Annotated in this window: 17 protein-coding genes and 1 tRNA gene; 12 read left to right on the forward strand and 6 right to left on the reverse strand. The window is 72.3% G+C overall.

The features are described from left to right. The first annotated feature begins 38 nt into the window (after positions 1 to 38). Entirely contained in the window at positions 39 to 884 is an 846-nt protein-coding gene (locus tag IFT77_RS15025; RefSeq protein WP_123548855.1) for a VOC family protein, read from the forward strand. Positions 885 to 923: 39 nt separating this feature from the next. Then, entirely contained in the window at positions 924 to 1,523 is a 600-nt protein-coding gene (locus IFT77_RS15030) for a GNAT family N-acetyltransferase (RefSeq protein WP_192170456.1), read from the forward strand. A 100-nt stretch (positions 1,524 to 1,623) separates the two neighbouring features. On the opposite strand, the gene IFT77_RS15035 is transcribed toward IFT77_RS15030, so the two are convergent. Together IFT77_RS15035 and IFT77_RS15040 are read right to left on the reverse strand one after the other, a co-directional pair. Then, complete coding sequence (locus tag IFT77_RS15035; RefSeq protein WP_192170457.1) at positions 1,624 to 3,126, reverse strand: catalase; 1,503 nt, start codon at positions 3,124 to 3,126, stop codon at positions 1,624 to 1,626. A 103-nt stretch (positions 3,127 to 3,229) separates the two neighbouring features. Continuing rightward, positions 3,230 to 3,811 carry a Fur family transcriptional regulator gene (locus IFT77_RS15040; protein WP_192042869.1) on the reverse strand — a complete coding sequence of 194 codons (582 nt, stop codon included), beginning with the start codon at positions 3,809 to 3,811 and terminating at the stop codon, positions 3,230 to 3,232. Between the two features lie 217 nt (positions 3,812 to 4,028). Here IFT77_RS15040 and IFT77_RS17590 point away from each other — a divergent pair, with 217 nt between their 5' ends. Further along, entirely contained in the window at positions 4,029 to 5,417 is a 1,389-nt protein-coding gene (locus IFT77_RS17590) for a GAF domain-containing protein (protein ID WP_192170458.1), read from the forward strand. A gap of 33 nt (positions 5,418 to 5,450) precedes the next feature. Here IFT77_RS17590 and IFT77_RS15050 read toward each other — a convergent pair whose 3' ends face one another. Then, entirely contained in the window at positions 5,451 to 6,233 is a 783-nt protein-coding gene (locus IFT77_RS15050) for a transcriptional regulator (protein ID WP_192170459.1), read from the reverse strand. A 114-nt stretch (positions 6,234 to 6,347) separates the two neighbouring features. On the opposite strand from IFT77_RS15050, the gene IFT77_RS15055 reads away from it, so the two are divergent. The 9 genes from IFT77_RS15055 to purL all read left to right on the forward strand — a co-directional run bounded on the left by IFT77_RS15055 (position 6,348) and on the right by purL (position 15,861). Further along, positions 6,348 to 7,334, forward strand: coding sequence for an ABC transporter substrate-binding protein (locus IFT77_RS15055; RefSeq protein WP_192170460.1), 987 nt, complete (start codon positions 6,348 to 6,350; stop codon positions 7,332 to 7,334). 2 nt (positions 7,335 to 7,336) lie between these two features. After that, positions 7,337 to 8,314 carry an amino acid ABC transporter permease gene (locus IFT77_RS15060; RefSeq protein ID WP_192170461.1) on the forward strand — a complete coding sequence of 326 codons (978 nt, stop codon included), beginning with the start codon at positions 7,337 to 7,339 and terminating at the stop codon, positions 8,312 to 8,314. After that, positions 8,311 to 9,126: an amino acid ABC transporter ATP-binding protein gene (locus IFT77_RS15065; RefSeq protein ID WP_314104078.1), complete on the forward strand. Its 816-nt coding sequence runs from the start codon at positions 8,311 to 8,313 to the stop codon at positions 9,124 to 9,126. Before IFT77_RS15060 ends, IFT77_RS15065 begins: the two co-directional genes overlap by 4 nt. Further along, positions 9,123 to 10,265, forward strand: a complete 1,143-nt coding sequence (locus IFT77_RS15070; protein ID WP_192170462.1) for an aminotransferase class V-fold PLP-dependent enzyme — start codon at positions 9,123 to 9,125, stop codon at positions 10,263 to 10,265. The genes IFT77_RS15065 and IFT77_RS15070 overlap by 4 nt, the downstream gene beginning before the upstream one ends. Continuing rightward, positions 10,262 to 10,705 carry a Rid family detoxifying hydrolase gene (locus tag IFT77_RS15075; RefSeq protein WP_192042875.1) on the forward strand — a complete coding sequence of 148 codons (444 nt, stop codon included), beginning with the start codon at positions 10,262 to 10,264 and terminating at the stop codon, positions 10,703 to 10,705. The genes IFT77_RS15070 and IFT77_RS15075 overlap by 4 nt, the downstream gene beginning before the upstream one ends. Before the next feature lie 190 nt (positions 10,706 to 10,895). Further along, a complete protein-coding gene (locus tag IFT77_RS15080) occupies positions 10,896 to 12,239 on the forward strand; it encodes an acyltransferase (RefSeq protein ID WP_192170463.1) in 1,344 nt (447 codons plus the stop codon). Between the two features lie 324 nt (positions 12,240 to 12,563). Then, positions 12,564 to 12,827: a phosphoribosylformylglycinamidine synthase subunit PurS gene (gene purS, locus IFT77_RS15085; protein WP_192170464.1), complete on the forward strand. Its 264-nt coding sequence runs from the start codon at positions 12,564 to 12,566 to the stop codon at positions 12,825 to 12,827. Then, positions 12,827 to 13,522: a phosphoribosylformylglycinamidine synthase subunit PurQ gene (purQ, locus tag IFT77_RS15090; RefSeq protein ID WP_192170465.1), complete on the forward strand. Its 696-nt coding sequence runs from the start codon at positions 12,827 to 12,829 to the stop codon at positions 13,520 to 13,522. Before purS ends, purQ begins: the two co-directional genes overlap by 1 nt. A gap of 26 nt (positions 13,523 to 13,548) precedes the next feature. After that, positions 13,549 to 15,861: a phosphoribosylformylglycinamidine synthase subunit PurL gene (gene purL / locus IFT77_RS15095; protein WP_192042890.1), complete on the forward strand. Its 2,313-nt coding sequence runs from the start codon at positions 13,549 to 13,551 to the stop codon at positions 15,859 to 15,861. 476 nt (positions 15,862 to 16,337) lie between these two features. Here purL and IFT77_RS15100 read toward each other — a convergent pair. The 3 genes from IFT77_RS15100 to gltX all read right to left on the reverse strand — a co-directional run bounded on the left by IFT77_RS15100 (position 16,338) and on the right by gltX (position 18,918). Further along, positions 16,338 to 16,409: transfer RNA gene (locus tag IFT77_RS15100), tRNA-Gln, on the reverse strand. 53 nt (positions 16,410 to 16,462) lie between these two features. Further along, positions 16,463 to 17,431 (reverse strand): NAD(P)/FAD-dependent oxidoreductase, encoded by a 969-nt coding sequence (locus IFT77_RS15105; RefSeq protein WP_192042879.1) that lies wholly within the window; start codon positions 17,429 to 17,431, stop codon positions 16,463 to 16,465. Beyond that, the gene (gene gltX, locus IFT77_RS15110; RefSeq protein WP_192170466.1) at positions 17,428 to 18,918 is read right to left on the reverse strand and encodes a glutamate--tRNA ligase; all 1,491 of its coding nucleotides are present in this window, start codon (positions 18,916 to 18,918) and stop codon (positions 17,428 to 17,430) included. The genes IFT77_RS15105 and gltX overlap by 4 nt, the downstream gene beginning before the upstream one ends. Between the last annotated feature and the right edge of the window lie 178 nt (positions 18,919 to 19,096).

A 19,096-nucleotide genomic window follows, 5' to 3' on the forward strand; every position in this document is an offset into this window, starting at 1 on the left:
GCCGTAACGCCGCCGACCTGCTCGCCGCCGACACGGGCATGGGCGCGGTCACGCTCCGCGTCGCCGACCTCGACGCGATGACCGCGTACTACCGCGACGCCGTCACGCTCGCCGTGCTGAGCCACGACGCGGAGGCGGGCCGCAGCGTCCTCGGCCGGGGGGCGACGCCGATCGTGGTGCTCGAGCACGCGCCGGAGCTCCGGCACGCCGGCCCCCGCGAGGCCGGCCTTTTCCACACGGCGATCCTGTTCGAGACCGAGGCTGACCTCGCCGCCTCCGTGTACGGCGTCGCGAGCCGCCACCCCGGCAGCTTCACCGGCAGCGCCGACCACCTCGTCAGCAAGGCCTTCTACTTCACCGACCCCGAGGGCAACGGGGTCGAGCTCTACTGGGACCGCGACCGCACCGCCTGGTCGTGGACCCACGGCCAGGTCGACATGGCCACCCTCGCCCTCGACCCGAACGCGTTCCTGCAGCAGAACGTGACCGAGGAGGCGCTGGTCGCCACCGCCTCCCGCCCCGCCTCGGTCGGCCACGTGCACCTCAGCGTGGGAGACGTCGACAGCGCCCACCGGTTCTACGTCGAGCAGCTCGGCTTCGAGACGACGACGCGCTTCGGGCCGCAGGCGCTCTTCGTCAGCGCCGGCGGCTACCACCACCACATGGCGATGAACACGTGGCAGAGCGCCGGAGCAGGGAGGCGGCAGCTGGCCCTCGGTCTCGGACTCGTCCGCATCGAGGTGCCGGGCCTCGACGACCTGGGCGCCCTCGGCGAGCGCCTCGCGCACCACGGCGTCGCCACTCGCGACGACGGCCGCGTGCTCGCCTTCGACGACCCGTGGCTGAACCAGATCGAGGTCACGGCCCGCGCGCTGGGCGCGTGACCGCCCACGCGCCGTACTTCTGGAGATAGCGTCGCAGGCATGTCCGAAGCCGCACAGCACGCCTCCCCCGCCCCCGTCTTCAGCACCGTCGCCGAGGGCGACCTCACTCTCGACGACCACGAGGCCCTCGCGGCGATGCTCGCCCGCACCTTCGACGCCTACGACCACTGGTACGCCGGGGCGCGCAGCTGGGCCGGGATGCAGCCGGAGCTCCGCGTCGTCGCCCGCGACGGGGACGTCGTCGTCGCGCACGCCGGGCTCCGCCGCCAGTTCGTCACGGTCGGCGAGACCGACCTGCTGGTCACCGCGGTCGGGATGGTCGCCGTCAGCCCGACCGCGCAGGGCACCGGCCTCGGCGGCGCGCTGCTGCGCCACGTCGACGCCGCGCTCGAGCGCCTCGGCAGCCGGTTCGGCCTGCTCGAGACCGGCGAGGCGGTGCAGGGCTTCTACCGCCGCGCGGGCTGGCTGCCGCTCGACGCGGTCACCGGCCACGCAGTCACCGGCCACTACACCGCCTTCTCGGCAGACGGGGCAGGCGTGCTCGTCAGCCAGGACGAGGGCTGGCTGATCCGCGAGGTCGGCGCGACGGCCGCCGAGTGGCCCGCCGGCGACATCCGCTGGAACGGCCAGATGGTCTAGGGGGGCCGACCGCACGCAGGAGGCGCGGTGCCCGACGAACGGGCACCGCGCCTCCTGCGGTCTGACGTGACCAGCGGTGCTGGTCAGCGGACGCCGACTGCTACGCGGGGACGCCCACGGTCGCCGGGTCCTCGTTCGAGCCGGGCGCCTCGGGCGAGACGCCGGCGCGGACGCGCGAGCCGAGGATCGGGTCGACGGAGTTCCAGTACTGGAACACGCGCTCGAGCAGGTCGGGACGGGTGACCTTCGACACGTGGCCGACGATGTTGGCGACCAAGCGGTCGCGCTGCTCGTCGTCCATCACGTCGCGGACGAGCGAACCGGCCTGGCCGAAGTCGTCGTCCTCCGGGTGCAGCGTGGCTGCCGAGCGGACGAGCTCGCCGTCGCTCTCCCAGCCGGGGGTCTCGCCCGCGGCCTGCGGCGAGCCCGCGGGGCCGCCGACCGAGTTCGGCGCGTAGACCGGCACGGTGGCGTCGCTGAAGCTGTAGCGCGCGGCGCCGTCCTTCGAGTACGAGTGCACCTCGTTCTTCGGCGCGTTCACCGGCAGCTGCTGGTGGTTGACGCCCACGCGGTAGCGGTGCGCGTCGGCGTAGCTGAAGATGCGCGCGAGCAGCATCTTGTCGGGGCTGGTCGCGATGCCGGGCACGAAGTTCGAGGGCGCGAACGCGGCCTGCTCGATCTGCGCGAAGTAGTTCTCCGGGTTCCTGTTCAGGGTCATCTTCCCGACCTCGATCAGCGGGTAGTCGCTGTGCGGCCAGACCTTCGTCAGGTCGAAGGGGTTGAAGCGGTAGCTCGCGGCGTCGGCGTAGGGCATGACCTGCACGGACATCGTCCAGGTCGGGAACTCCTCGCGCTCGATCGCGGCGGACAGGTCGCGGATGTGGAAGTCCGCGTCCTCACCGGCGATGCGGTCGGCGTCGGCCTGCGTGAGGATCTCGTTGCCCTGGTCGGACTTGAAGTGGTACTTGACCCACGAGCGCTCGCCCGCGGCGTTGATCCACTGGTAGGTGTGCGAGCCGAAGCCGTCCATCATGCGCCACGACGCGGGCAGGCCGCGGTCGCCCATCAGCCAGGTCACCTGGTGGGCGGACTCGGGCGAGAGGGTCCAGAAGTCCCACTGCATGTCGTGGTCGCGCAGGTGCGAGCCGGGCAGGCGCTTCTGCGAGTGGATGAAGTCGGGGAACTTGATGCCGTCGCGGATGAAGAAGACGGGCGTGTTGTTGCCGACGAGGTCGTAGTTGCCCTCGCTCGTGTAGAACTTCAGCGCGAAGCCACGGGGGTCGCGCCAGGTGTCGGGGCTGCCCTGCTCGCCGGCGACGGTCGAGAAGCGGGCGAGCATCTCGGTCTCGACGCCGGGCTGGAACAGCGCGGCGCGGGTGTACTGCGAGACGTCGCCGGTGGTGACGAACGTGCCGAAGGCGCCGCCGCCCTTGGCGTGCACGATGCGCTCCGGTACCTTCTCGCGGTTGAAGTTGGCGAGCTTCTCGACCAGCGCGTGGTCGTGCAGCACGATGGGGCCGTCGGCCCCGACCGTCTGCGAGTGCTCGTCGCTGGCGACGGGTGCGCCGTTGTCGGTGGTCGTGATCGGTGTCGTGTCGGTCATGACTCCTCTTTCCGTTCGGTGTTCAGTCGCGGGTTGCGGGAGACCCGGCGCGCGGCCGGGAAGAAGGGGAGGGCGGTGCCCTGCGCGGGAGGTGCGGTGCAGCTCAGGAGGCGCGCCCCGCGTCGGCGAGGCCGGTCGCGTCCAGGGTCGTCGCGCCGGCGAGGCCGGTCGCGTCCAGCACCGGCACGCCCGCGTCGGCCGGTCCGGTGACGACCTCGCCGTCGAGCGGCGCGTCCTCCGCGGCGCGGCACGCCGGGCAGAGGCCCCAGAAGGTCACCTCCGCGGTCTGCACGGTGAAGCCGGAATCGTTCGACGGGGTCAGGCACGGCGCGTGGCCGACGACGCAGTCGACGTCGGCGACGTTGCCGCAGACGGAGCAGACCACGTGGTGGTGGTTGTCGCCGGTGCGCAGCTCGTAGAGCGCGGCGGAGCCGGCCGGCTCGATCCGACGGACCAGCCCGGCCCCTGTGAGGGCCGCGAGGACGCCGTAGACCGCCTGAAGGGAGGTGCCCGGCAGGCCCAGCGCGACGCGAGCGAAGACGACGTCGGCCGGCGCGTGCGGCAGCCCGTCGAGGGCGTCGAGCACGGCGAGGCGCGGCGCGGTCACCCGCAGGCCGGCGGCCCGGAGGCGCTCGGTGCCCTGCGTGCTCGCAGCGCCTTCGGCGCCCTGGCTCGTCGTCGTCATGCCCCCATCTAAGCACGCTTCCCTTGAATGGTTCAAAACAGCCCGGGGGCGGGCGTGTCCGTCGCGAGCGGGCCGCCGCCGCAGCCCGGTGGCGACGGACACGCCCGTGGCGACGGCCGCACCGCGCAGCGGCCCGTTCTGGGGGATGTCGCTCCCGGGACGCCCCGCCTAGCGTGGAGCGCGGGATGGCACCCAGACGACACCCGAGGAGCACCGCGTGACCAGGACGGTCGACCACGACAGCACCGGCACGCCGGGCGCCCGCCCGAGCACGGGCAGCGCCGTCGCCGGCGTGCACCAGCACGGATACGAGCGGCTCCGTCCCGTGATGCGGCTCTGGTACCTCTGGTGGCTCTCGCGGTCGCGTCACGTCCTCTCCCCCCGTGACGAGCCGACCGCGCGCACCTCGGCGCGCGACGCCGACACCGTCCTCATCGTCGGCAACGGCCCCGCGCACGGCTGGGGCGTGTCCACCCACGACCAGGCGCTCGTCGGCCAGCTGTCGCGCGCCTCCTCGGAGGCCACCGGGCGCCCCTGCTCGGTCGACTACGTCGGCGACGAGATGATGAGCATCGAGTCGACGCGGGCCTGGATCCGCGACACCGACGTCGGCCTCTACGACACCGTCGTGGTGCTGGTGGGCCTCAACGACGCCGTGCGCCTGACGCCCCTCGACGTCTGGGAGCGCGAATTGCGCCTCCTCGTCTCGACCATCGCGCGCCGCAGCCACCCGACCGCGCGCACCGTGCTGGTCGGCGTGCCGCCCGTCCGCTCGGCGAAGGCGTTCGACAGCCTGCTGGGCTCGGTCGCCGAGCAGCACGGCGAGCGCATGAACGCCCTCACCGAGCTGGTCGCCTCCGAGGCGGGCCTCGAGTACTTCCGGCTGCCGGCCGGCCTCCGCCGCCCCGACTCGCCGCACGGCTGCGCCGAGGGCTACCGCCGGTGGGCGCAGACCATCGCGCACCGCATCGCGCCGACCCTCGACCGCGTGCACCAGGGCCAGCTCGACGAGCGCCTGCCGCGGCACCTGCCGCAGCGCAGCTTCGAGTGGAGCGGCGGCGAGCGCCTGGTCGAGCAGGCCGCGACCGGCGGCTCCGACGCGCTCAAGGACCTGGCCAAGGAGGCGGAGGCCGAGTTCGGCGTCGACGTCGCGGTCGTCAGCATGCTCGACGGCAGCAAGCTCTGGTACGCCATGAACACCGAGCTGCTGCCGGTGTCGATCCCCCGCGAGCTGACCTTCTGCGACGTGACCGTCGCCGCCGACGACGTGGTCGTCGTCGAGGACGCCCGCAAGGACGAGCGCTTCGCGGAGAACCCGTACCTCGACCTCAACCACGGCTACTTCTACGCGGGGCACCCGATCCACTCGTCGACCGGCGAGACGATCGGCACGTTCTGCCTGCACAACACGCGTCCGCGCAAGGCCTCGTCGGTCTCGCCCGAGAAGCTGCGCGAGTTCGCGCTGCGGGCCGAGGCCGAGCTGCAGAGCTACGAGCCCGCGCCTGCCGCTCCCCAGCCGCTCACGCGGCGGGCCCGGCGCGAGGCCGAGGAGCGCGCCGCGGCCGCGGCCGGCACCCCGGCCGCCCCCTTCGGCTTCCCCGTCTAGCGCGCGGCCGCCGTCGGGCCCGTCGCCCGGCGCTCAGTCGCCGCGCCGCACCTGCTTCACGTAGCGGTAGACCGTGGGCTCGGACACGTGCAGCGCGTCGGCCACCTGCGCCACCGCGCCCTTGAGCAGGAACACCCCCGCCCGCTCGAGCTCGCGCACGGCCGCGACCTTCTCGTCGGGCGTCATGCGGTGCGGCTCGACGCCCTGCGCCGCGACGATCCGGGCCACGCCGTCGAGCGCGAGCTCGTCCACGTTCGTGCTGAGCCGCTCGACGACGCCGGCCGACGAGGCAGCACGGGCGCCGTCGCCAGCCCCGCCAGCCCCCCCGGCGCCGCCCGCGCCTCCCCGCCCCGCACCGGCGCCTCCTTGCTCCGCGCCCTTCACGAGCCCCGTCGTCGCGGTGATCGCCGCGAGCAGGTCGCGGGCCCGGGTCAGCGGCTCGTCGTCGATGTTGAGGCAGAGCATCCCGACGACGTCGCCGCCCGCGTCGCGGATGAAGAAGGTCGACGAGCGGAACGTGCCGCCCGTGCGCGACTCCGCCAGGTAGTTCGCGAGGTAGTCGCGGTCGTCGTGCTCGTGGTTCTGCAGCACCTTGAGCACGAGGTCGGTCGCGGGGCCGCCGACGCTGCGGCCGCTGACGTGCCCGTTCGTGAGGGCGACGATCGAGCGGCTGAGGTCGCTCGTGTCGTGCAGCACGATCTCGGTGCGCGGGCCGAGCAGCTCGGCGAGGAAGTCCATCAGCGGCAGGTACGGCCCGAACTCGGTCCGGAGCACGCGGCTGCGGTCGACCACGGTGGCGCTGCTGGCTGTCGTCATGGGCCCCAGGTTACCGGTGTGTAACAGATTCGTCGCATTGTGATAATTTTCTCTCATCGTGCCGAGAGATCGGCTAGCTTCCGATGACCGACGACGCTCACGAAAGGCTCGACCATGACCCGATCGACCACCCTCAGGCCCCGCCTCCGCCCTGCCCTCTGGGGCTCCGTCGCGACGGGCGCCGTCCTGGCCCTCACGCTGACCGCGTGCGGCGGCCCGAGCGCCCCGCAGCCCGGCGACGCGACGGGCGACGCCTCGTCGTCGGCGTCCTCGACGATCCCCGACACGAGCGCGCTGCTCGACGCCGTCGAGGTCGACGACTCGCTCGCCTCGCAGCTCCCCTCCGACATCGCCGACGCGGGCACCCTCTCGGTCGGCTCGAACGTGCAGTCCGCGCCGAACAACTTCTACGCGGCCGACGGCTCGACCGTCATCGGCTCCGACCACGACCTGATCACGGCGATCGGCAAGAAGCTCGGCCTCGAGGTCGAGTACCAGAACCAGGACTTCGGCTCGCTCATCACGAGCCTGCAGTCCGGCCGCGTCGACGTCACCATCGCCGCGATGAACGACACCGCCGAGCGCCAGCAGGCGATCGACTTCGTCGACTACCTCACCTCGGGCATCACCCTGATGGTGCAGAAGGGCAACCCGGCCGACATCACCGGCCCCGACACCCTCTGCGGCAAGACCATCGCGGTCGTCACCGGCACGAGCCAGCAGGAGTTCGCCGAGGCGACGAGCACGCAGTGCGAGTCGGACGGCGACGAGCCCCTCGAGATCACCGTCACCGACAGCGACGCCCAGAACCAGACCCAGCTGCGCACCGGCCGCATCGACGCCATCGTCAACGACCTGCCGAGCGCCGTCTACATCTCGAAGACCGCCCAGGACGGCCAGGCCTTCGAGGTCGTGCCCGGCGACGTCATCGACGGCGCGCCCTACGGCATCGGCGTCAACAAGGACGACCCCGAGCTGCGCGACGCCATCGCCGCGGCGCTCGACTCGCTGATCGACGACGGCACCTACGGCGAGGTCCTCGACGCCTGGGGCATCACCTCCGGCAGCGTCACCGAGGCGACCGTCAACGGGGGCAAGTAGCCGTGACGGAGCCCGGATCGCGGGCCGGGGCCGACACGGTCGACCCGGCCCGCACCTCCTCGGCGGGGCGTGAGCTGCTGCCGCAGGTGCGCCTGAAGCACTGGGGCCGCTGGGTCAGCGCCGCGGTCATCGTCGTGGTGCTCGTCGCGCTCGCCTACGGGGCGTCGCAGGGCGACATCGCGTACGGCGACATCCCGTACTACCTGATCTCGCCGATCATCCTGCAGGGCCTCGTCGGCACCCTCGTGCTCGCGGTCGTCGCACAGGTCAGCGCCGTCGTGATCGGCGTCGTGATCGCCCTGATGCGCATCTCGAAGAACCCCGTGGCGCAGGCCTTCGCGGCCGGCTACACCTGGCTGTTCCGCGGCCTGCCCGTGCTGCTGCAGATCCTGCTCTGGTACAACCTGGCGCTGATCTTCCCGCGGCTCACCGTCGGGGTGCCGTTCACCGACGTGGTGTTCCTCGACGTCAGCACGAACGACGTCATGACGACCTTCGTCGCCGCGTTCCTCGGGCTGGCCCTCAACGAGAGCGCCTACATGGCCGAGATCGTGCGGGCGGGGCTCAAGAGCGTCGACCGCGGCCAGATCGAGGCGGCGCAGTCGATCGGGCAGACCCCGATGCAGCGCATGGCCCGCATCGTGCTGCCCCAGGCGATGCGCATCATCATCCCGCCGACCGGCAACGACTTCATCAACATGCTCAAGGGCACGGCGATGGCCTCGGTCATCGGCTACCTCGAGCTGATCAAGGCCGCGAACAACATCTCGTCGTTCAACCTCCAGGTGATGGAGACGCTGATCGCCGCGGCGATCTGGTACATGGTCATCGTCAGCGTCGCGAGCGTCGGCCAGTTCTACCTCGAGCGCAGCTTCGACCGGCAGGACCGCCGCCCCGGCGGCCCGCCGAACGCCCGCGCGCTGCGCCGCAAGGTCGCCGCCGACCTCGGCCGCGCCCCCCTCGTGAGGAGCACCCCGTGACCGCGACGCCCACCCCGACCGCAGGAGGCGCGGCGCCCGCCGCCGACGCCGCCCCCGTCCTCGAGGCCCTCGGCATCGGCAAGTCGTACGGCAGCCACGAGGTGCTGCGCGACGTCTCGATGACGGTGCGCAGCGGCGAGGTCGTCTGCATCATCGGCCCGTCCGGCGCGGGCAAGTCGACGTTCCTCCGCACGCTGAACCGCCTCGAGGAGCCGGACGCCGGCGAGGTCTGGGTCGGCGGCGAGCCGATGGGCTTCGAGCTGCGCGACGGCGTGCTGCACGAGCTGAGCGAGCGCAGGCTGTCCGCGCAGCGGGCACGCACGGCGATGGTGTTCCAGCACTTCAACCTGTTCCCGCACCTGACGGTGCTCGGCAACGTGCTCGAGGGCCCGGTGCGCGTGCAGCGTCGATCCGCGAAGGAGGCGCGGGCCGAGGCCGTCGCCATCCTCGAGCGGGTGGGCCTCGGCGACAAGGTCGACGCCTACCCCGGCCAGCTCTCGGGCGGGCAGCGGCAGCGGGTCGCCATCGCGCGGGCCGTGGCGATGAAGCCCCTGTTCCTGCTCTTCGACGAGCCGACGTCGGCGCTCGACCCCGAGCTCGTCGGCGAGGTGCTGAAGGTGATGGGCGACCTGGCCCGCGACGGCATGACCATGCTGGTCGTGACGCACGAGATCCAGTTCGCCCGCGAGGTCGCCGACCGCGTCGTCTTCATGGCCGACGGCGGCATCGTCGAGCAGGGCCCGGTCGAGCAGGTGCTCGGCGCCCCTCGTGAGGCGCGCACGCGGCAGTTCCTCCAGCGGGTGCTGCAGTGACCTCGACCCGCCCCGGGACGTCGGGCGCCCTCGACACCTACCTGTCGTCGTTCGCGGAGCCCGTCGGCTACCTGAACTTCGGCAGCTACGGACCGCCCTCCCGCGACGTCGTCGAGACCATCGGCCGCCTCGCGGCCGCGGCGAGCGCCGGCGTCCCGTCGGCGGGCCTGCACGCCGAGGACGAGCGCGCCCTGGCCGCGGTGTCGCGCCTCACCGGCGTCGACCGGACCGGCGTCGCCCTCGCGGGCAGCACCTCCCTCGGGCTGATGCAGGTCGCCTTCGGCCTGCCGCGCGGCGAGGTCGTCGTGAGCCAGGCCGAGTTCCCGTCGAACCTCTACGCCTGGTGGCGCTCGGAGGAGGCGGGCCTCACCACGGTGCGGCACCTGCCCCCGGTGCCGGGGCAGCCGCTCGCGCCCGTGACGCCCGAGCGCGTGGCCGACGCCGTCGGCCCGTACACGGTCGCCGTCGCGGTGAGCGCGGTCGACTTCCGCACCGGCACGGTCGCCGACCTCGCGGGCCTCCGGGAGGCAGCCGGCGACCGCCTCCTCGTGGTCGACGGCATCCAGGGGTTCGGGGTCCTCGACGCCGACTGGTCGCTCGCCGACGCCCTCGTCGTCGGCGGCCAGAAGTGGCTGCGGGCGGGCTGGGGCACGGGCTTCGTCGCCCTCTCCCCGAGGGCGCTCGACCGCCTCCGGCCGGTGCTCGGCGGCTGGACCGGCGTCGAGGGGCCGTCGCGCTACGACGGCGTGCCGCACGCCGCCCTCTCCGGGGCCCAGCGCTTCTCGGTCACGAACGGCTCGCCGTTCGCCTCGGGTGCCCTCGCCACCGCCCTCGAGCAGCTCGAGCAGGTCGGCGTCGACGTCGTCGCGTCCCGGGTCGCCGACACGGCGGGCGACCTGGTCGCCCGCCTCGAGGCCGCGGGCGTGCCCGTGCTCTCGCCCGCCGACCGCGAGCGCCGGGCCGGCATCGTCGTCGCCGGAGTGCCTGCGGGCGACGCCGCGGCCGTCGGCGCCCGGCTCGACGCCGCCGGGGTCACGGCGACCGTGCACGGCGACGACCGCGTGCGCCTCAGCGTGCACGCCACCACCACCCCGTCCGCGCTCGACGCGGCCCTGACCGTCCTGGGAGGACGCGCATGACCACCGCAGACGACACCCGTATCGACCGCCCCGCCCGCACCGGCGCCTCCGTCCACGCCGTGCACACCGACGCCGCGCCCGCCGCCGTCGGCGCCTACTCGCAGGCCGTCGTCGTCGGCGACCTCGTCTTCGTCTCCGGACAACTGCCGATCGACCCGGCGACGGGCGAGTTCGCGGGGCCGGGGGTGCGCGAGGAGGCGGCCCAGTCGCTCCGCAACGGCGCGGCGGTCCTCGAGGCGGCCGGCTCGGGCGTCGCGCACGTCGTCAAGACGACGGTGCTGCTCGCCGACATCGCCGACTTCGCCGTCGTGAACGAGGTCTACGCCGAGGTCTTCTCTGCGGCCGGGGGCGTGCTGCCGGCCCGCGCCGCCTACCAGGTGGGGGCCCTGCCGAGGGGCGCCCGGGTCGAGATCGAGTTCGTGGGGGCCGTCGTCCGCTGACCGGCGCCCGCGGCGGCGCTCCCCGGCGCGTTCTGACCGAGAAGGGACGACCTGACCGCGGGCCCCCGTCCAGAACGCCCCTTCCCGGGCACCGAGCGCCTCGACGGTGCCGTGCGCCAGGGGTCCTCCGCGAGGAGGAATTCACCGACCGGTCTCCCCACCCGGCTCCCGTGGTCGCTACGGTGCGGAGATGAGCACGTCGACGGAGCGTCACCCGCAGGGCCAGGGCCGCATCTCGGGTGCCGCACCGAGCGGCACCGACCCCGCGGGCGCCTCCCCGGCTCCGTCCGCCGACGCCCTCGCGGGCCGCGACCTCGTCGTCGACCTCGCCCGCGTCGTCTGCGTGCTGCTCGTGGTCGTCATCCACGTACTGATGGTCGGCGTCGGCCGCGACCCCGACGGCGCGGTCGTCGCGTCGCAGCCGCTGCAGCAGCAGCCGTGGTTCGCGTTCTCGACCTGGGTCGGCCAGATCATGCCGCTCTTCTTCGTCGTCGGCGGCTTCGCGAGCGCGACCGCCTGGGCGAGCACACAGCGACGAGGAGGCGACGGTGCGGACTTCGTGCGCGGTCGCCTCCTGCGCCTCGCCCGTCCCGCCGCCGCGCTCTTCGTGGTGCTCGCCGTCGCCCTGGCGGTCGCCACGCTGCTCGGGGTCGACCCGGCCCTGCTCGACACGGCCGTCACCGGCATCGGCACCCCGCTCTGGTTCCTCGCCGCCTACGGCATCACGCAGGTGGCCGTGCCCGTGATGGCCAGGCTGCACGCCACGCGACCCGCGGCGACCTTCGTCGGCCTCGCGACGGCGGCCCTGCTCGTCGACTCGGTCCGGTACACGACGCTCGTGACCGACGTCGGCCTGCTCAACCTCGTGTTCGTGTGGCTGTTCGTGCAGCAGCTGGGGTTCGCCTACGCGAGCGGGTGGTTCGGGCGTGCCCCGCGCCTCCTGCTGGCGGGCATCGCGCTGGCCTGCGCCGCGTCGCTGCCGGCGCTGACGACGGTGGGGCCGTGGTCGGACGACATGCTGACGAACCTCAACCCGCCGGCCGTGCCGCTGATGGTGCTCGGCGTCGGGCAGATCTGCGTGCTGACGCTGCTGCACCCCGCGCTGGCCCGGCTGATGCGGACGCGTGCCGCGCGGGCCGTCGTGTTCGCGGTCGGCAGCCGCGGCATGACGATCTACCTCTGGCACCTGCCGTTGCTGATCGCCGTCACCGGCCTGGTCCTCGCGACGGGCGGGCCGCTGCCCGAGCCGGCGTCGGCGGCCTGGTGGTGGACGCGGATCCCCGTCGTGCTGCTCGTGCTCGGCCTCGCGTGCGCGCTGTCGCTCGTGGTCGGACGCCTCGAAGGGGCACCGCGGCCCGTGCCGTCGGGGCACCGCCGCCCGAGCACGCTCGTCGTCGCGGTGTCGGCCGTGCTGGTCGTGGCGCCGCCGTTCGCGGTGATGCTCGACGGCCTCGACCTGCGGAACGCGATCGCCGGTGCCGTGGCGCTGCCGGCGGCGCTCTGGCTGCTCGGCCGCACGCGACCCCGGCCGTAGCAGGGGCCCGCGGGGGAGAGAAGGGTGACGCCCGGCCGACGGGGGGATCGGCCGGGCGTCCTACGGCGTCGGGCGGATCAGGAACCCTCGACCGGATGCAGCAGGAGGCCCGATCACGAGGCCGTGTTCCTGCTGCTGAGATCAATGGTGCGTGCCGATCCGATGACGACGCTGGGAGCCGCCCCGGGATCTGCTGATCACCGACGACACCGGCCGGGCCGGCAGGCGGACCGGCGCGAGGCCCGCGCCTCGACGCCCGGCCGGGCGGCACCGTCCCGATAGACTCGCTGCGTCCACCCGCTGCCAGCCCGCAGGAGTTGAAACGTGCCCACAATCGTCGTCGAGGTCATGCCCAAGGCTGAACTGCTCGATCCCCAGGGCAAGGCCGTGGTCGGCGCCCTCTCCCGTCTCGGCCGCGAGCAGTTCACCGACGTCCGCATCGGCAAGCGCTTCGAGCTGACCGTCGAGGGCGAGGTGACGGAGGCGGTGCTCGCCGACGTGCGCACCCTCGCCGACGACGTGCTCTCGAACTCGGTCATCGAAGACGTGGTGAGCATCACCGTGCTCGACGCCGCGCCCGCCGTCTGATGCGCATCGGCGTCGTCACCTTCCCCGGCTCGCTCGACGACCGCGACGCCCAGCGCGCGGTCCGCCTGGCGGGCGGCGAGCCCGTCGCCCTCTGGCACGGCGACCACGACCTGCAGGGCGTCGAGGCGATCATCCTGCCCGGCGGGTTCAGCTACGGCGACTACCTGCGCGCCGGTGCCATCGCCTCCTTGTCGCCGATCATGACCGAGGTCGTCGACGCGGCGAACGCGGGCATGCCCGTGCTCGGCATCTGCAACGGCTTCCAGATGCTGGCGGAGGCGCGGCTCATCCCCGGTGCCCACACCCGCAACGCGCACCAGCAGTTCATCCGCCGCGACCAGGTGCTCCGCGTGGAGAACGCGTCGACCGACTGGACGAACGGCTTCGCCGAGGGGCAGGAGATCACGATCCCCCTCAAGAACGCCGACGGCCGGTTCATCGCGGACGACGAGACGATCAAGCGGATCGAGGGCGAGGGCCAGGTCGCCTTCCGCTACGTCGGCGTCAACCCCAACGGCTCGATGGACGACATCGCCGGCGTCTCGAACGCCCGCGGCAACGTCGTCGGCCTGATGCCCCACCCCGAGCACGCCACCGAGCCCGGCTTCGGCCCCGACATGCCCGACGCGATGTCGAGCGGCGTCGACGGCCTCACGTTCTTCACGTCCGTCATCGAGAGGGCCCTGTCCAAGTGAGCACCGAGAACGACCGCGCCGAGCTGATCGACGTCCGCCCCGAGGGCCCGAAGCCCGACACGACCGCCGACGCGGCCGCGACGCCCGACAAGCACCAGCCCTTCGAGGCCCTCGGGCTCAAGGCCGACGAGTACGCGCAGATCCGCGAGATCCTCGGCCGCCGCCCCACGAGCGGCGAGCTGGCGATGTACTCGGTGATGTGGAGCGAGCACTGCTCCTACAAGTCCAGCAAGATCTACCTCCGCCAGTTCGGCCAGAAGGTCTCGCCGGCGATGACGAAGGACCTGATGGTCGGCATGGGCGAGAACGCCGGCGTCGTCGACGTGGGAGGCGGCTGGGCGGTGACCTTCAAGGTCGAGTCCCACAACCACCCCAGCTACATCGAGCCGTTCCAGGGCGCCGCGACCGGCGTCGGCGGCATCGTCCGCGACATCATCTCGATGGGCGCCCGTCCGGTCGCCGTGATGGACCAGCTGCGCTTCGGCGCCATCGACGCCCCCGACACGCAGCGCGTCGTCGACGGCGTCGTGCAGGGCATCAGCTTCTACGCGAACTGCCTCGGCCTGCCGAACATCGGCGGCGAGACCTACTTCGACGCCGTCTACCAGGGCAACCCGCTGGTCAACGCCCTCGCGGTCGGCGTCCTCCGTCACGAGGACCTGCACCTCGCCAACGCCAAGGGCGTGGGCAACAAGGTCGTGCTCTTCGGGGCGCGCACCGGCGGCGACGGCATCGGCGGCGCCTCCATCCTCGCCTCCGACACGTTCTCGTCGGGCGGCCCGACGAAGCGCCCCTCGGTGCAGGTCGGCGACCCGTTCGCCGAGAAGGTGCTGATCGAGTGCTGCCTCGAGCTGTTCCGCGGCGAGCTCGTCGAGGGCATCCAGGACCTGGGAGCGGCCGGCATCAGCTGCGCCACCTCCGAGCTGGCCTCGAACGGCGACGGCGGCATGTTCATCGAGCTCGACGACGTGCTGCTCCGCGACCCCTCGCTGACTGCCGAGGAGATCCTGATGAGCGAGAGCCAGGAGCGGATGATGGCGGTCGTCAGCCCCGACAAGCTCGACGCGTTCCTCGCCGTCACCGCGAAGTGGGACGTCGAGACGAGCGTGCTCGGCGAGGTCACCGACACCGGCCGGCTGGTCATCAACTGGCACGGAGAAGAGATCGTCAACGTCGACCCGCGCACCGTCGCGGTCGACGGCCCGGTCTACGAGCGTCCCGTCGCCTACCCGTCCTGGATCGACGCGCTGCAGGCCGACACGGCCGCGACGCTGCCGCGTCCGACCGACCCCGAGGAGGTGCGGGCCCAGTTCCTGCAGCTGCTCGGCTCCCCCAACCTGGCCGACAAGAGCTGGGTCACGAACCAGTACGACACGTACGTGCTCGGCAACACGGCCCTGAGCTTCCCCGACGACGGCGGCATGGTCCGCGTCGACGAGGAGTCGGGGCTCGGCTTCGCCATCGCGACCGACGCCAACGGCCGCTGGTGCCAGCTCGACCCGAAGCAGGGCGCCCGTCTGGCCCTCGCCGAGGCCTACCGCAACGTCGCCGTCACGGGTGCCGTGCCGGCCGCCGTCACGGACTGCCTCAACTTCGGCAGCCCGGAGGACCCGGAGGTCATGTGGCAGTTCTCGCAGGCCGTCGAGGGCCTGTCCGACGCGTGCCTCGAGCTCGAGATCCCCGTCACGGGCGGCAACGTGTCGTTCTACAACCAGACCGGCACGAAGCCCATCTTCCCGACCCCCGTGGTCGGCGTCCTCGGCGTGATCCAGGACGTCGCGAAGCGCGTGCCCTCCGGCTGGCAGGACGACGGCGACAACATCTACCTGCTCGGCACCTCCTCCCTCGAGCTCGACGGCTCGGCCTGGGCCGGCACCGTGCACGACCACCTCGGCGGACGCCCGCCGGCCGTCGACCTGGCAGGCGAGAAGCAGCTCGCGGGGCTGCTCGCCGCGGGTGCCGACCAGTCGCTCATCGCGGCGGCGCACGACCTCAGCGACGGCGGCCTGGCCCAGGCCCTCGCCGAGGCGGTGCTGCGCTTCGGCGTCGGCGCGCGCGTCTACCTGGGCGAGCTGCTCGAGCGCGACGGCCTCGACGTCGCGGCGACGCTCTTCACGGAGTCGACCGGTCGCGTGGTCGTGTCGGTGCCCCGTGAGGACGACGTCAAGTTCCGCGGCCTCTGTGAGGGCCGGGGCTACCCCGTCGCCCGCATCGGCGTGACGGACGCGTCGTCGCAGTCGCTCGAGATCCAGGACGTCTTCACGGTCTCGCTCGACGAGCTCCGCAGCACGCACCGCGGCACGCTCCCGGCCCGCTTCGGGACCACCATCCCCCAGTAGGCGCTGCGCACCTCGGCCGCTGCGCCGTTCCGCCCCGAAGGCCCCTGCCACCCGGCAGGGGCCTTCGCGCATCCCCACCCGCGCCGGCGCGCGAAGCGCCGCCCCCGCCGCCGCCACTGCACCGCATCCCGTACACCGCACCGCGTCTAGTCCCGGTGCGGTGCAGGAAACCCGGTGCGCTCCTCCTGCACCAGTCTCCGCACGCGATCACTCTCAAATTCGAGAGTGATCGAGCACACCTCCCCCACGCCGCCGGGCCCCGTGCCCACCCCGAGCACGGATCCGTCTCGCTTTGTTCCCACCGCCTGAGGAGGCGCACGAAGCGCCGCCGCTCCCACCCCCGTGTCCGAGGAGGCGCACGAAGCGCCGCCGGCCGAAGGCCCGCCGGGCGCAGCCCGGCAGCCGCCGGCAGGCGGCCAGACGAGCACAAAGGGAAAAGCCCCGGACCGACAGGTCAGGGGCTTTCTTTTCTCGTGCTGGGGTACCTGGACTCGAACCAAGAACAACTGAACCAGAATCAGTCGTGTTGCCAATTACACCATACCCCAATGATATCGACCGTGAGGTCTACATCACTGCGGCCCATCAGATGAGCCAGCGTCTACTGTACACGATCTCCGAGCTCGTCGAGGCCACCGATGAGGTCACGGTTGATCACCGCGGCCACTCGTGCTCCCGACCCGGCAGCGACGATCAGCTGCTGCGGCCCGGGCGCCGTGGACTCGCCGGCGGCGTAGAGCCCCGGCACCGAGGTGCGTCCGTGGTCGTCGACGACCAGCAGACCGTCCTCGTCGAGGTCGGCCCCGAGAGGTGCGACGTACTCGAGCTTGCCGGCCCAGGCAGGCCGGACGAAGCCGCCCTCGCGCGGCACGACCTCGCCGCCCTCGAGCTCGACTCCCGTGAGCCCCTCGCGGCCGCCCTGCAGCGACGCGATCGGGCGGCGGTCGACGCGGATCCCGCGGGAGGCGAGCTGCGCCTCCTCGCCCTCGGTCACCGCATCGGCGGAGCCGTGCGTGAAGACGACCAGGTCGTCGCTCCACTGCGACAGCAGCAGGGCACGCTCGGCAAGGTCGGGGTGTTCGCCGATCACGGCGAGTGCCTGGTCGCGCTTGCCGTAGCCGTCGCACTCGATGCAGCTGTGGACGAAGGTGCCGTAGAAGGCTCGCAGGCCGTCGATCGCCGGCAGCGTCTCCTGCAGCCCGGTGGCGACCAGCACCACGTCGGCCAGGGCTCGACGCTGCTGCCCCCGGAACTCGCAGTCGACGACGAACCCGTCGTCGCCGCGGCTGATGCTGGTGGCCATCGTCTGCCAGTGTTCGCCCTCCTCGTAGGCGAGGAACTCCTCGCGGCCGAGCTTGCGCAGCTCGAGCGGCGAGATGCCGTCGCGGGTGAGGTACCCGTGCGACAGCAGCGTCGCCGAGTTGCGCGGACGGTTGCTGTCGACGAGCAGCACGCGACGCCGGGCACGGACGAGGTTCAGCGCGGCGCTGAGCCCCGCCGGCCCTCCCCCGACGACGACGACGTCCCAGCGCGGGTCGGCAGCGGGCGCGTCGACACGGACCTCGGTCATGATCGCTCGAGGAGGCGCCGGATGCGCGCCTGCGTCGACTCCCGACCCAGTATCTCCATCGACTCGAACAGCGGCGGGCTCACCCGTCGCCCCGAGAGCGCGACGCGCAGCGGTCCGTAGGCGACACGCGGCTTGAGGCCGAGCTCGTCGACGAGCGCCGCCTTGAGCGCGTCCTGGATCGCGGCGTGCGTCCACTCCTGCACCCCGTCGAGCGCAGCCGAGGAGGCGCGCAGCACGTCGGCGGACGACTCCGGCAGCGAGGCCGTCGCGTCGGCGTCGTACTCGAGCTCGTCGTCGGCGGTGAACAGGAACGACAGCATCCCCTTCGCCTCGCCGAGCAGCGTCATGCGCTCCTGGACGAGCGGCGCGGCCTGGGCGAGCACGGCGGCCTCGGACTCGGTGGGGGGATCGCTGACGACGCCGTCGAGGTAGGGCAGCAGGCGCTGCGTGAAGTCGCCGACCTCGAGGAGGCGGACGTGGTCCCCGTTGATCGACTCCGCCTTCTTGAGGTCGAACCGAGCCGGGTTGGGGTTCACGTCGGTCACGTCGAAGGCCGCGACCATCTCGTCGAGGCTGAACACGTCGCGGTCGTGCGACAGCGACCAGCCGAGCAGGGACAGGTAGTTGACCAGGCCCTCGGGGATGAAGCCGCGATCGCGGTGGTGGAACAGGTTCGAGGCAGGGTCGCGCTTCGACAGCTTCTTGTTGCCCTCGCCCATCACGTAGGGCAGGTGGCCGAAGCGCGGCACGAACTCGGTGACGCCCAGCTCGACCAGCGCCTCGTACAGGGCGATCTGACGAGGCGTCGACGAGAGGAGGTCCTCTCCGCGCAGCACGTGCGTGATGCCCATCAGAGCGTCGTCGACGGGGTTGACGAACGTGTACAGCGGGACGCCGTTCGGGCGGACCACCACGAAGTCGGAGAACGAGCCGGCGGGGAAGGTGATCTCGCCGCGCACCAGGTCGTCGAAGCTGAGGTCGCGGTCGGGGACTCGCAGACGGAGAGCCGGCTGACGCCCCTCTTCCTTGTAGGAGGCGCGCTGCTCGTCCGTGAGGTCGCGCTCGAAGTTGTCGTAGCCCTGCTTGGGGTCACGACCGGCAGCGATGTTGCGCGCCTCGATCTCCTCACCCGTCGCGTAGCTCTCGTACAGCAGGCCGCGCTCGAGGAGCCGGTCGATGATGTCGCGGTAGATGTCGTGACGCAGCGACTGCCGGTACGGCGCGTGCGGCCCGCCGACGTCGACGCCCTCGTCCCAGTCGAGCTTGAGCCAGCGCAGGCCGTCGAGGATCTGCTCGTAGCTCTCCTCGCTGTCACGACTGGCGTCGGTGTCCTCGATGCGGAACACGAGCTTGCCGCCGTGGTGCCTCGCGTACGCCCAGTTGAACAGGGCAGTGCGGATGAGACCCACGTGGGGAGTCCCGGTGGGAGAGGGGCAGAACCGCACGCGCACATCGGCGCCGGAGGCGGTGGAGAAGGGAGCAGACATCGGTCACGATCCTACCGGCGCAGCCCCGCTTCTCGGGGCCTCGCTCTCGGCGACCTGCCCTGCTGTCTCGGCGTTAAACAAGAAAAGCCCCTCCAGTGGAGGGGCTTTTCTCTCAAAAGGAGTCCGGCGGTGTCCTACTCTCCCACAAGGTCCCCCTTGCAGTACCATCGGCGCTGAG

The sequence above is a fragment of the Frigoribacterium sp. CFBP 13729 genome (genome assembly GCF_014841875.1).
In the GTDB taxonomy this organism is placed as follows: Bacteria; Actinomycetota; Actinomycetes; order Actinomycetales; family Microbacteriaceae; genus Frigoribacterium.